The organism is Mesorhizobium sp. M0040 (assembly GCF_040323505.1).
Lineage (GTDB): Bacteria > Pseudomonadota > Alphaproteobacteria > Rhizobiales > Rhizobiaceae > Mesorhizobium.
Genome location: NZ_JAMYVA010000035.1, coordinates 1 through 12,410, shown reverse-complemented (window position 1 = coordinate 12,410; position 12,410 = coordinate 1). Strand labels below are relative to the sequence as shown.

At 61.5% G+C, this 12,410-nt stretch carries 10 protein-coding genes; 6 read left to right on the top strand and 4 right to left on the bottom strand.

Features of this window, described 5'->3' with window-relative positions; genetic code table 11:
- Window positions 1-39 precede the first annotated feature (39 nt).
- Window positions 40-393, top strand: coding sequence for an ArsR/SmtB family transcription factor (locus NKJ91_RS24015; protein ID WP_352457526.1), 354 nt, complete (start codon window positions 40-42; stop codon window positions 391-393).
- A 94-nt stretch (window positions 394-487) separates the two neighbouring features.
- Complete coding sequence (locus NKJ91_RS24010; RefSeq protein ID WP_352457525.1) at window positions 488-1,234, top strand: metallophosphoesterase family protein; 747 nt, start codon at window positions 488-490, stop codon at window positions 1,232-1,234.
- A gap of 106 nt (window positions 1,235-1,340) precedes the next feature.
- On the opposite strand, the gene NKJ91_RS24005 is transcribed toward NKJ91_RS24010, so the two are convergent.
- Complete coding sequence (locus tag NKJ91_RS24005) at window positions 1,341-3,767, bottom strand: DNA/RNA non-specific endonuclease (RefSeq protein WP_352457524.1); 2,427 nt, start codon at window positions 3,765-3,767, stop codon at window positions 1,341-1,343.
- 263 nt (window positions 3,768-4,030) lie between these two features.
- Between NKJ91_RS24005 and NKJ91_RS24000 the strand changes: the two genes are divergently transcribed.
- The 4 genes from NKJ91_RS24000 to NKJ91_RS23985 all read left to right on the top strand — a co-directional run bounded on the left by NKJ91_RS24000 (window position 4,031) and on the right by NKJ91_RS23985 (window position 10,225).
- Entirely contained in the window at window positions 4,031-4,921 is an 891-nt protein-coding gene (locus NKJ91_RS24000) for an SH3 domain-containing protein (RefSeq protein ID WP_352457523.1), read from the top strand.
- Window positions 4,922-5,160: 239 nt separating this feature from the next.
- Window positions 5,161-8,664 (top strand): carbamoyl-phosphate synthase large subunit, encoded by a 3,504-nt coding sequence (gene carB / locus NKJ91_RS23995; RefSeq protein WP_352457522.1) that lies wholly within the window; start codon window positions 5,161-5,163, stop codon window positions 8,662-8,664.
- A 254-nt stretch (window positions 8,665-8,918) separates the two neighbouring features.
- Window positions 8,919-9,647, top strand: a complete 729-nt coding sequence (locus tag NKJ91_RS23990) for a DUF5343 domain-containing protein (RefSeq protein ID WP_352457521.1) — start codon at window positions 8,919-8,921, stop codon at window positions 9,645-9,647.
- Window positions 9,644-10,225: a Swt1 family HEPN domain-containing protein gene (locus tag NKJ91_RS23985; RefSeq protein WP_352457520.1), complete on the top strand. Its 582-nt coding sequence runs from the start codon at window positions 9,644-9,646 to the stop codon at window positions 10,223-10,225. Before NKJ91_RS23990 ends, NKJ91_RS23985 begins: the two co-directional genes overlap by 4 nt.
- A 268-nt stretch (window positions 10,226-10,493) precedes the next feature.
- On the opposite strand, the gene NKJ91_RS23980 is transcribed toward NKJ91_RS23985, so the two are convergent.
- The 3 genes from NKJ91_RS23980 to NKJ91_RS23970 form a co-directional block, all read right to left on the bottom strand.
- Entirely contained in the window at window positions 10,494-10,964 is a 471-nt protein-coding gene (locus NKJ91_RS23980) for a DUF6644 family protein (protein WP_352457519.1), read from the bottom strand.
- Complete coding sequence (locus NKJ91_RS23975; protein ID WP_352457518.1) at window positions 10,965-11,348, bottom strand: DUF6152 family protein; 384 nt, start codon at window positions 11,346-11,348, stop codon at window positions 10,965-10,967.
- Between the two features lie 120 nt (window positions 11,349-11,468).
- Window positions 11,469-12,206, bottom strand: a complete 738-nt coding sequence (locus NKJ91_RS23970) for a DUF899 family protein (RefSeq protein WP_352457556.1) — start codon at window positions 12,204-12,206, stop codon at window positions 11,469-11,471.
- Between the last annotated feature and the right edge of the window lie 204 nt (window positions 12,207-12,410).

Below are 12,410 nucleotides of genomic sequence, written 5' to 3'. Positions count from 1 at the left end.
TGCGTTGAAATCGGCTCCGAATGTGCTTAATTCCTGGGCATGACCTTGCCCCATCCCACCGCCGACCAGATCAGCCTGCCGAACGTGCTTGCCGTGCTCGGCGACCCGACGCGACTGGCCATCGTGCGCTATCTCGCCAGCAAAGAGGGCGTGCCGCTGAATTGCAGCCGGTTCCTCGATCTCTGCTCGAAGACCAATCTGAGCTACCATTTGGCCAAGCTGCGTGAGGCCGGCGTCACCCGCACCGAGGCGGTTGGAACCAGCCGGCTGATCACGCTGCGCCGTGACGATCTCGACCGCCGCTTCCCGGGCCTGCTCGACAGTGTTATTGCCGCGGCCGGCGACGCATCGTTGCCGGCGGTCGGCGGCCACGAGATCGAAGTCCGCGCCTGAACGACCCGAAGCTGGGTTCCGCTCTCGCCCGCCTCGCGAGGCGAGCAAAGTAGCTTCACCCGCCCTCCAGCCATTCCAATTAACGGAGCCTGCCATGCGCATTGCCGTCCTCGCCGACATCCACGGCAATGTCCTGGCGCTCGACGCCGTGCTCACTGATCTGCGGCAGCGCGGCGGCGCCGACCTCATCGTCAATCTCGGCGATTGCGTTTCCGGCCCGCTCTGGCCGCGCGAGACCATGGAGCGGCTCGAGACGCTCGACCTGCCGACGGTGCGCGGCAACCACGACCGCCGCGTTGCCCGCGACACCGCCGACGAGACCATGTGGCCGTCCGACCGCTACGCGCAGGAACGGCTGACCGCAGGCCAACGCGAGGCGCTATTTGCGCTGCCCCTCACGCTGGAAGTCGCGCCCGGCGTGATCGCCTTCCATGCCCGGCCCGACCACGACGAAAAATACCTGACTGACGCGATCGTCGACGGCTGGCTGGTGCGCGCGCCGCTGGTCGCAATCGAGCGGCGCCTCGGCGCGATCGATCCCGCCTGCCGCATCATGCTTTGCGGCCACAGCCATCGCAGCGAGCTGGTCCGCATTCCCGGCGGTCCGGTCATCTTCAACCCGGGCAGCATCGGCTGCCCCGCCTATGACGATTCGACCCCGCCGGCGCATGTCTCCGAACAGGGTTCGCCGCACGCCCGCTACGGCATCGTCGACTTGCATCCCGATCGTTTCGAATCCATCGCCGTCGACTATGACCGTGAGGCGGCGGCGTATCAGGCCGAGCAGGCGGGACGGCCCGAATGGGCTCACGCGCTGCGCACCGGCTTCATGCCGGGCTGAGCTTGCTCATCCCAGGTTGAGCTTGCTCATCCCAGGCTGAGCTTGCTCATGCCTAGCTGAACGGATGACCGCCTTCGAGCGGCAGAAGTCGCGACCGGTCCAATCTTCAGTCGTCAGACGCCGATCGCTTCGATCGCTTGGCAGGACGTCGGGCGCTGGCCGCCGAAGTCTTGGACGTCGAAGTCTTGGACGTCGAAGTCTTGGTCGCCGAAGGCTTTGGCCGTGACGTCTTGGGCGCTAGTTGCGTTGGGTTGAAAGTCTGTGCTGGGGCGGATTCGGAACCGGCCCGAATGTCGGCGTCGCGCACCTGCTGGCCAAAGTTCAGGCCGGTCAGCTCTTCAATCTCGGCCACCGTCGAAAGGAACTCCGATACCCTGGCAATTTCAAGCGGGTCATCGAATGCCTCGGCACGCTCGCCGAACGCTTCGGGCATCACTTCCAAAACCGGCTTCTGGTCCGCCAGCAGCGCGATGGCGCGCAGGCCAGCTTGATCGGACCACAGCGCGATCTTCCAGAACTTCAGCGGAACATGGCTGTCGAAGCGGTAGGGAGGATCGTCCTCGCCGAACACTGGCCCGGCAAACACCGTGACACGGCCCCGCGTCGTATAGGCGTTGCGCAGCACATAGGTTTCTACCGCGCGCCATCTCAACTTCCCTTTGGAGCCGGGATGGTTAAGCGAGCTTCCTTGATTGAAGAAGCCGACTTGCGGCGCAGCATTGGTATAAAAGAACGTGTCGCGTTCTGCCGCGACCGCCTCCTGATCGACGCCCCATGCGGGGTCGCCGCGAAGTGTAATATGGCCCTTCTGGAACATTCGAGCGATTCGTTCCTTGGATTTTGCGACGGGAAATCCAGGCACATTCTGGCTCAAATAGAATTCCTGGTTCATCTGCTCGCCAAGGTCGATGCGGCGATCGGGCCGGAAAGCATCGCTGGCTTCCGAACCGGAAATCGACTCCACCCCCAATTCGACAAGCGACGGGTTGTCGATGACCGTCTTGTCCTCACGATTGACCGCCTTGGTGCGGGATCCATCGATATTGCAGGCGGTGACGAAGGCAAGCCTGCGATCGGCGTTCATCAAGATCGAAAAATGATGGTAGCGCAATTCGTGTGGGTCCTCTCCCGGTTTGGCAAGAAGGTTTTTGGCCAACCGGTAGGGTGAATTGGCAACCGTCGGCATTGCCAGGACAAAGCCCGGTATGAAGCCGGGCTCATACCCTCCACGATCATCGAAATCCTCTGTTTTCCAACCCGCGGCCTCGGCGATGGCCACCTTCCCGGGTTCGCTTGCCGGGCCTTTGCCGTCGTTTCGTCTCGCATCGCCTCCGTCGCGGTCGATCAGCGGCGCCCGGACATTTATCTCGACGGGAAAAGTCCAGGTGACCGAGCCATCGGCACTGTGTCTCGTCGCCGGCGGATTGCGATCCGGTTCCGGCCGCTGCACCGGCTTGTCCGGCACATCTTCGCGAATATCGGCGTTCAGCCGAACTGTCTCGTCCATCATGCGCGGCATGCCGGCCCAAATCGCCAGAGCTTGCGAAACCGCCGATGCCGAGGAGCCCGGCAGCTTGGACTTTCTAGCACCCAGATGGTCAACGATGGCGCTGATCCGTATGCCTTCGTTGATCTCGCGCGCGAGCGCATAGCCACCTATGCCCGTCACCTCGTGGAACGGGCCGGCCCAATGGTGCAGGGCGATAGGTTCCCATTCATTGTTGAAGACCGGGGAGCCGGACGAACCCTGTTCGGTATCGGCGACATAGTGCAGCACTTGCACCGTTTCGTCGCGGGCCACCAGCCGGTTTTCACGCAACACCAGTTCCTTGAAGCGGCCATCGGGATGCTGAACGATGTTGGCGATTTCGCCGAGCATATGCTTGTCGCGCGCATCCGACAGCGAGATAAAACCGAACTCCCCCAGTTCCTTTGGGCCGGAACGCCGCTCGCCGACCCCGATCAGCGTATAGTCCAGACCCTCTATGCTATCGCTCACGAAACAGGATTCAGGATCGAACAGGAACGTCGTCGGCGTGCGCACGGCATTCGCACCGTCCTGTTCATAATCGAACTGGACCTGGAAGCGCCGGGAATCCGCCGGCGACGAAATCACATGGTTGTTTGTGAGGAACAGCCTTGGCCCGACCAGAAAACCCGATCCTTGTGGATTGCCGTTGAGAAAGGCAACGCGGCCAACCGCATCGGCAGCACGGCGCCCACGCTCGAGGAATGCGACCCCGATGAAATCGAGCGTTGGGCCGAGAATTGCCTCCGGCCCTGGCTGCTTGGCGGCGGCCTTTCTTTCCCCGGCAGACCTCATGTCGATCGCTGCCGATATCATCTCCGCTTCGGTGCGGCTGAGCGACGCCTTTACCTGCAACCTGTCGAGGCGCCTGGAGAGGGTCTGTTCGGCGGCCAGCGGATTGCCGTTGGCGATGTGACCAAGTGAAGCCTCAATCTCGGCGCGCGTTTTCTTGATACGCTGGCGAACTATGTTTTCCACCTGCGCGAATATTTCAAGGTCGACCATATTGCCCTCCTCAACCTTACTTGAGAGAGTGCATATTTACATGAAATGTGCAATATTTTGCCGGCTGTTAGTTCACGGAAGTGGCCTGGTCGCGATTCAACACGCGGCACCTTTTCGGGCTTACACAGCGCCGTCTCGTCGCCTATAAAAACCGGCTGGCGTGCGATGGCGCTTTCGTGCCTGGCCGCGCCTTCGGCAATTGAACCTACCGCCCATGGCAGATGATTAGGCGCACAGTAACACTCCCGACGACGCTGCTTGCGATGGTTGCCGCTCCGCTGATGCTGGCGGAGTTGCCGGCCAACGGCGAGGAGCCGGAGCCCATCATCTCGATTGTGACGGGTCTTGCTCCGGATGATCTCCTGAACGTGCGCGCCACGGCGTCGGCCATGGGCAAGGTCGAGGCACGGCTGCCGAGTGGTTCGAGCGTGAAAAATCTCGGCTGCGGCGACGTCAGCGGCTACAAGTGGTGCAAAGTCCAAGACATTGACGACCCGAAGCTGAGCGGATGGGCTCCCGCACGCTACCTCGATCCTATCAATCCCCGGCAAGTGACACCCCAGGCGGCGGCCGATACGGAGAGCCCTGCCTCTCAACCGCTGCCCGATCTGACAACGCGCCTCGGCGCGACCGCTCCCGAAACGGCGCTGAACTCCGCTGACGCAATCGGCAAGGTGGCGATCGAGGATGCTTACCGCTTGGCCCTGGCCGCTGGAAACCCCTCGACTGGACAGGTTGATGGATCGCCGCCCGTGGCTGCGGACCCCGTCCGGAATTTCGGCGCGGCCAACGCGGCGCCCCCGGCCGACGCACAGACCGTTGCGCGGCTTCAGCCGCCGGGGACACCGGTACCCGGTGCCGGCAACGCCATCCCCTGCGCGCGCTATCTCGGCCAGCCGATGACCAGCTGCAAGGCAGACGTCATGCGCACCGGCGACAAGATCGACGTGACCGTGACATGGCCCGATGGCAGCACGCGCATCATCAGCTTCCAGGCCGGCAAGCCGGCCGGCTCGAATAGGCCCGGCGAATTCCGCTTCACCCGCGAGGGCAGCCTCAACATCGTCCGCATCGGCGTTTCCGAACGCTTCGAGATCACGGACCAGTTTGCGCTGGGGGATAGTGGTAAGGGGAATAAGGCAGTAGGGCAGTAGGGCAATATGCTTAAGGGCGCTCGAACCTCTGCCCTACTGCCCTACTGCCCTACTGCCCTACTGCCCTACTGCCCTACTGCCCTACTGCCCTACTGCCCTACCCGCATTTTAGGGGCTTACATCCGGCAAAACTCTTCCCTATAAGGCCCTCCTAGCCTGATACCAGAATCGCGCGCACAACCGGCCGGGTCATCCCGTCCGGCTTTTTGTGCAAGCCGCCCGCCGAACGGACCCTCGACATGCCAAGACGCACCGACATCAAGTCGATCCTGATCATCGGGGCCGGCCCCATTGTCATCGGCCAGGCCTGCGAGTTCGACTATTCCGGCACCCAGGCCTGCAAGGCGCTGAAGGAAGAGGGTTTTCGCGTCATCCTGGTCAACTCCAATCCGGCCACCATCATGACCGATCCGGAGCTGGCCGACGCCACGTACATCGAGCCGATCACGCCCGAAGTGGTGGCCAAGATCATCGCCAAGGAGCGGCCCGACGCGCTGCTGCCGACCATGGGCGGCCAGACCGCGCTCAACACCGCTCTGTCGCTGCGCCGCATGGGCGTTCTCGACCGCTACAATGTCGAGATGATCGGCGCCGACGCGACCGCAATAGACAAGGCCGAGGACCGCGCGCTGTTTCGCGAGGCGATGAACAAGATCGGCCTGGAAACGCCGAAGTCGATGCTGGCCAACGCCACCGACGTCAAGAATGCCGACCGCAAGACGCACGAGGCCGAGCGCGCCGCGCTGAAGGCGGAAAAGCCCGAAAATCTCGACGCCGCGCTCGATGCTCTGGAAACGCGCTGGAACCTCGGTGAGGGCGACCGCAAGCAGCGCTACATCAGCCACGGCATGGCGATCGCCGCGCAGGCGCTCGACCATGTCGGCCTGCCCGCCATCATCCGACCGTCCTTCACCATGGGCGGCACCGGCGGCGGCATCGCCTACAACCGCGCCGAATTCTTCGAGATCGTCCAGTCCGGCCTCGACGCCTCGCCGACCACCGAAGTGCTGATCGAGGAGAGCGTGCTCGGCTGGAAGGAGTATGAGATGGAGGTTGTCCGCGACAAGGCCGACAACTGCATCATCATCTGCTCGATCGAGAACATCGACCCGATGGGCGTGCATACCGGCGATTCGATCACCGTCGCCCCTGCCCTGACGCTCACCGACAAAGAATACCAGATGATGCGCAACGCCTCGATCGCGGTGCTGCGCGAGATCGGCGTCGAGACCGGCGGCTCCAACGTGCAGTTCGCCGTCAACCCGGCAGACGGCCGCCTGGTGGTGATCGAGATGAACCCGCGTGTGTCGCGCTCGTCGGCGCTGGCTTCCAAGGCGACCGGTTTCCCGATCGCCAAGATCGCGGCAAAACTCGCCGTCGGCTACACGCTGGACGAGCTCGAGAATGACATCACCGGCGGCGCGACGCCGGCCTCGTTCGAGCCGAGCATCGACTATGTCGTGACCAAGATCCCGCGCTTTGCCTTCGAGAAATTCCCCGGCGCCGAGCCGGTGCTGACCACCTCGATGAAGTCGGTCGGCGAGGTCATGGCCATCGGCCGCACCTTCCAGGAATCGCTGCAGAAGGCCTTGCGTGGACTGGAGACCGGCCTGACCGGTCTGGACGAAATCGAGATCCCCGGCATCGGCCACGGGAACGCGCCGGCCAGCCATGTCGATGACCGCAACGCCATCCGCGCCGCCTTGGGCACGCCGACGCCGGACCGGCTGCGCATGGTGGCGCAGGCGATCCGCATGGGCACCTCGCTGGAAGACGTGCACGCAATGTGCAAGATCGACCCGTGGTTCCTCGAGCAGATCGCCGGCATTCTCGACATGGAAGCGCGCATTCGCGAGCACAGCATCCCCGAGGACGCCGCCAATCTGCGCATGCTGAAGGCGATGGGTTTCTCCGATGCCCGCCTCGCATCCCTGGTCAGGAAGGACGTCGAAGAGATCCAGAAGATTCGCGAAAAACTCGACGTTCATCCGGTTTACAAGCGCATCGACACTTGCGCCGCCGAGTTTGCTTCGCCCACCGCCTACATGTATTCGACCTATGAGGTGCCGTTTGCCGGCGCGCTCGCTAATGAAGCGCAGGTCTCATCGCGGAAAAAGGTCGTCATTCTCGGCGGCGGCCCCAACCGCATCGGCCAGGGCATCGAGTTCGACTACTGCTGCTGCCATGCCGCCTTTGCGCTGCGCGACGCCGGCTTCGAGGCGATCATGATCAACTGCAATCCCGAGACCGTGTCGACCGACTACGACACCTCCGACCGGCTCTATTTCGAGCCGCTGACCCCGGAGGATGTGCTGGAGATATTGCGCGCCGAACAGGCATCAGGCGAGCTGGTCGGCGTCATCGTCCAGTTCGGCGGCCAGACGCCGCTGAAGCTGGCGGATGCGCTGGAGAAGGCCGGCATCCCGATCCTCGGCACCTCGCCCGACATGATCGATCTGGCCGAGGACCGCGACCGCTTCCAGAAGCTGCTGCACAAGCTTGGCCTCAGCCAGCCGAAGAACGGCATCGCCTATTCGGTCGAGCAGGCCCGCCTCGTCGCCGGCGAGCTCGGCTTCCCGCTGGTGGTGCGCCCGTCCTATGTGCTCGGCGGCCGTGCCATGCAGATCATCCACGATGAGAGCATGCTGCAATCCTATCTGCTCGACACCGTGCCCGGCCTGGTGCCGGAGGACATCAAGCAGAAATACCCCAACGACAAGACCGGCCAGATCAACACGCTGCTCGGCAAGAACCCGCTTTTGTTCGACACCTATCTGTCGGGCGCCATCGAGGTCGACGTCGATTGCCTCTGCGACGGCAGGTCGACTTACGTCTCCGGCATATTGGAGCATATCGAGGAGGCCGGCATCCATTCCGGCGACAGTGCCTGCTCGCTGCCGGTGCATTCCCTCTCCTCGGAACTCGTCGATGAGCTGGAGCGCCAGACGGCAGCGCTTGCCCGCGCGCTCAATGTCGGCGGCCTGATGAACGTGCAATATGCGATCAAGGACGGCACCGTCTATGTGCTGGAGGTCAACCCGCGCGCGTCGCGCACCGTGCCCTTCGTCGCCAAGACGATCGGGCGGCCGATTGCGAAAATTGCTGCCCGCATCATGGCCGGCGAAAGCTTGGAAGACGCCTTCGCCCACTACGGCGCCATGCCCGACCCGCGCAACCCCGGCCACATCGCCGTCAAGGAAGCGGTATTCCCCTTCGCCCGGTTCCCCGGCGTCGACATATTGCTCGGCCCGGAAATGCGCTCGACCGGCGAGGTCATGGGCCTCGACCGCGACTTCGCGCTCGCCTTCGCCAAGAGCCAGTTGGGGGCGGGTGTTGATCTCCCCCGCGCGGGCACGCTGTTTGTCTCGGTGCGCGACGAGGACAAGAAAGGCATATTGCCGGCGGTCAAGCGTCTCGCCGGCCAGGGCTTTAAAGTACTCGCCACCTCCGGCACCGCCCGCTTCCTCGCCGAGAACGGCGTCGTCGCCGAGAAAATAAACAAGGTGCTGGAAGGCCGCCCCCACATCGAGGACGCCATCCGCAACCGCCAGGTGCAGATCGTCTTCAACACCACGGACGGCCAGAAGGCGGTGTCGGACTCCAAATCGCTGCGCAGGGCGACGCTGATGCAGAAAGTGCCGTATTACACGACGCTCTCGGGCGCGGCTGCGGTGGCGGAGGCGATTGCTGCGCTGAAGGCGGGGAGCCTCGAGGTCAGGCCGTTGCAGGAATATTTTGCCTGACAATTAGCCAATCTCCCTCCTTGTGGGGGAGATGGCCGGCAGGCCAGAGGGGGGCGCTGTCCCGCCAACGTTGCAAGCCAGCCAGAAGCCTCCATCCGTCGTGGCAGAAAAGTGCCGATCCATCTCGCCCACAAGATCGAGAGTCTTTCCGCCGGAGGAGTGCCTCAACACGGGATCACCGTGAAAAGGACAACGCTTACAATTGATAAGCATCAATTTATCTGTCAGGCTCGCTTCAAATAATGGGGTAGAAAATGGCGAAGAAAATTGAGGATAATGAGAACAAAGAACCTTCTGAAATGCCAGACCCGGCGGCAAATGGCGGAGACAAACAAACTGCGGTGCAACGAAAAATACCCGGCAATCTACCTTACTTGACTGCCAGCGGAACTCTAAAAAAAGCGCTAGACCGCCTGATCGAAGCCCAACGCCCAGAAAGATTCAGCGTTGATTTTCTTGAGAATGTACTCAAGCTCTCGGGCGGAGCTGCGAGAGCTACGATACCAGTACTAAAGAAAATGAACTTCCTTGGCAGCGACGGTACGCCGACCGAGCTGTACGCAAAATTTAGAACAGATAGCGGTCGGGGAATGGCAGCTTGGCAAGGTCTGCGAAGCGCGTTTCAAGAGATTTTTCGCCGGAGCGAATATGCACATTCGGCGGAAGAATCGAAACTCAAAGACATAATCGTCGAAATAACAGGCCTAAAATCCAACGATCCTGTCGCAATGGCTATCCGCGGCACATTCAACGTTATCAAATCCTACGTCCCGTCAAATCTCGATCTAAACGCCCCCACCGCTGAAATCAATGAAGCGACGGAACCCTTGGAGAACAAAGCGCCTTTACGACCTGAAGTGCGCGATGGCCCGTCGCGAGAAATCGGATTGCTTTACAATATAAATATTGTATTACCAGAAACATCAGACCTGAATGTTCTTAATGCGATATTTAAGAGCATAAAAGAGAATTTGATGAAATGAGACAAGCCGAAAAGATAGAGCTATTTATACTTAAGTGCGCCTCTCTAAAGATGTCTGTCGATGGCAACTCTCCTGCAGACGTCGGCGCTCGGACGATTGAAAAAGAACCGGAAATTTTCGCATCAATCAATCAGTTTTCTAGTGATGTGCGCGCAAATGCCGACCTTATGTCCCGGTACTACAAGTTATTCTTTATGCTCGAAAATGACATTAGAAAATTAATCGATGAAACTTTATCTGAAGCTTACGGTCTTAACTGGTGGGATCAATATTCACCCGGTAGCGCAAAAGAAGAGTGTAAATTTAACCAGCAACGAGAGCGAGAAGCGGCTGTTACTAGCCGCTCGGAGAATGAGCTTGATTATGTTTCGTTCGGTCAATTGGGCGAAATAATTCGATCGAATTGGATTCTGTTCGGTGGGATCCTTAGCAATCAGAAAGCGCTAGGCAGAGTAATGTTTTCCTTAAATACCCTTCGGGGGCCTATCGCCCACTGCGGCTTGCTTGCCGAAGACGAAATTGACCGTTTGAAATTGACTGTAAAGGATTGGTTCAGGCTTCTAGAAGGACCAAAGTAGTTTTCTATCTCCAATGAATGCAAGGGATCAGCGATGCCTCGGTCTGTGTCCCGATGTCACCACGCACCATCTCGCCCGTCACGATGTCCACCGGCGGCGTCGCCGAGATGAATAACCGTTGGCCCGGACCGCTGTTGAACACGGTAGGCCGTGCGCCCGCACCTTGGCCGACATCACCGGCAACTCAATGATTTATAGCAAACTCCCTCTGGCTGCATTTGCAGGGAGCTTATCTCTCGCCTGGGGAAGGCCATTGCCGACGCTCAGCCTAGCCGAGAAACCCAATAAACCGTCCGGCGAAAAGCACCGACGTCCACAGCACCAGCGAGAGCACCGCCAGAATTGTGACGGTCCCGCCAGCCGGCTCGTCACCGCCTCTTGCGCGGCAGAGGCGCATAAAGACAAGGAAATTGGCGCCGGCGAGGAGGATGAGTGTCATCTTGGCGAGGAAGATCGGCATCGCCGCATACTCGCTCGCCCTGACTGAAAAGAGCAGCGACCCCGTGACCAGCGCGCCGCCAAACGCGCCCAACGCGGTGCGGCGCAGCAGCGCCACGAACGCCGCCTGCGGCAGCGAGCGGAAGGCGCCCAGGATCCTGAGGTCAATGAGCCAGACGCTGGTCAGCAGCGCGCCGATCGACATGATGTGGAGCGCGTTGACGATTGGGTAGGCGACGAAGGAGGCCTTCAGCCCCCGCACCAAAGCGAGTTGCTCAATGCCGGCGAAAAACCCGTCCATTCAAGCCGGCGGCACGCGGTCGGGATAGACATCATAGGTCTTGCCGCCGACGATGACGCGGACTGCCTTCATGCGTTTTTCGCTCTCGTCGCGCGAGCGATGGCCGATCGCGGTCACCTCGTCGCCGACCTTGGCGACCTCCTCGGTGAAGCCGGCGGCGATCGTGCGGGACGGCGGCGCCATCTCCACCCGCCAGGCCTCGCCCTCGGCATCGACGTCCAGCGTGGCGTGCGGGTTGCCGATATAGATGGCCGTGATCCTGCCCTTGAGTTCGAAAAACCCGTCCTGCGTCCACGACCAGCCGTGATGGGCATAGGCTGCGGTGACGGCAGCAAGGATCACCGCCGCTGCCAGCGTGACGCTCCGGTTGAAAGGTGACTGCATCGCTCGTCTCCCCGGTTCCGGCACTAGAGGGTAGGTCAGCGCGCCGCAGCGTCAAATCACATCGGGACAAGAGCCCGGCACCGGCAGGATTTCCCGATACGCCGACAGGGAATGCCAAGGTCAGTGGCAGCAATCATACTGCAGCTGCTCGTCCCAGTCCGGCCGGCCCTCCGGCGCGAAATCCATCAGGTTCCACAAGATCTCGCAGGTACCGATGGCGCGCGGGTCCTGGCCGGGTTCCGGCAGCGTGAAACCCAGCTCGGAGCTCCAGAAATGCCTGATACCGTCGGCATCGCGGTGGAACACCGACAGGACGGGGAGTTGAGCGCCGGCTTCGTCCTCGGCGTGATAATCGCGCTTGAAATTGTTGCCGGCCGAGGAGACCAGCCGCATGTTTGTCCAGCCACGGTCGCGGCCGAGCGTCAGCAGATTTTCCAGCGCCATCTTGCCGACCACGGCGAAATTGAATCCGGCGGCTTCGAGATGGCCGATGGCGCCGTCGAACTGATCGAGCAGCGCCGTGCAGGACGGGCACGGCTGATCCTGCCGCGCAAGCTTCGCCGTGCCGCCGCTGGTCGCGACGTCGCGTGTCTCATTCGGATGGCGCGGAAACATCATGTTATAGATGAGCAGCGTGTCTTTGCCGGGCGCAAACAGCTCCGACAGCTTGACCTTGGCCGGCTTGCCGTCGGCGCCAAGCCCGTCGAACACATAATCCTGCGGCACCAGCCCGCCCTTGGGCAACGCGCGGCGGGCGACGGCTACATCCTCCATGGCGCGGCGCAGCTCGATTTCCTTCTGCAAAAGGGTGTCGCGGGCGGTGCGGTATTCAGCGGATTCGTTGGGAAAGCTGATCATCGTCATCTCCATCTCTTAGGATTTTGACCACGCGCGCCAAGGTTCCGGCAACGCGCCTTGCCTCTCAAGGACGCATGGCGAAGGGCGGTTCCGACATTTTTTGCGGCGGGCGGCAGAAGTGGGGGGGCGCCCGCCGGCCCACCCACAACACAAAGCCCCGGAAAAGAGAACACAAACAACCCCCCCCCGCCGCGGCGCGAGGGT

Coding starts and splice junctions, on each gene's coding strand:
- NKJ91_RS24000 (WP_352457523.1), top strand. CDS start 4,031: ATGGTTGCCGCTCCGCTGATGCTGGCGGAGTTGCCGGCCAACGGCGAG.
- NKJ91_RS23975 (WP_352457518.1), bottom strand. CDS start 11,348: ATGCAGTCACCTTTCAACCGGAGCGTCACGCTGGCAGCGGCGGTGATC.
- carB (WP_352457522.1), top strand. CDS start 5,161: ATGCCAAGACGCACCGACATCAAGTCGATCCTGATCATCGGGGCCGGC.
- NKJ91_RS24015 (WP_352457526.1), top strand. CDS start 40: ATGACCTTGCCCCATCCCACCGCCGACCAGATCAGCCTGCCGAACGTG.
- NKJ91_RS24010 (WP_352457525.1), top strand. CDS start 488: ATGCGCATTGCCGTCCTCGCCGACATCCACGGCAATGTCCTGGCGCTC.
- NKJ91_RS23970 (WP_352457556.1), bottom strand. CDS start 12,206: ATGATCAGCTTTCCCAACGAATCCGCTGAATACCGCACCGCCCGCGAC.
- NKJ91_RS23980 (WP_352457519.1), bottom strand. CDS start 10,964: ATGGACGGGTTTTTCGCCGGCATTGAGCAACTCGCTTTGGTGCGGGGG.
- NKJ91_RS24005 (WP_352457524.1), bottom strand. CDS start 3,767: ATGGTCGACCTTGAAATATTCGCGCAGGTGGAAAACATAGTTCGCCAG.
- NKJ91_RS23990 (WP_352457521.1), top strand. CDS start 8,919: ATGGCGAAGAAAATTGAGGATAATGAGAACAAAGAACCTTCTGAAATG.
- NKJ91_RS23985 (WP_352457520.1), top strand. CDS start 9,644: ATGAGACAAGCCGAAAAGATAGAGCTATTTATACTTAAGTGCGCCTCT.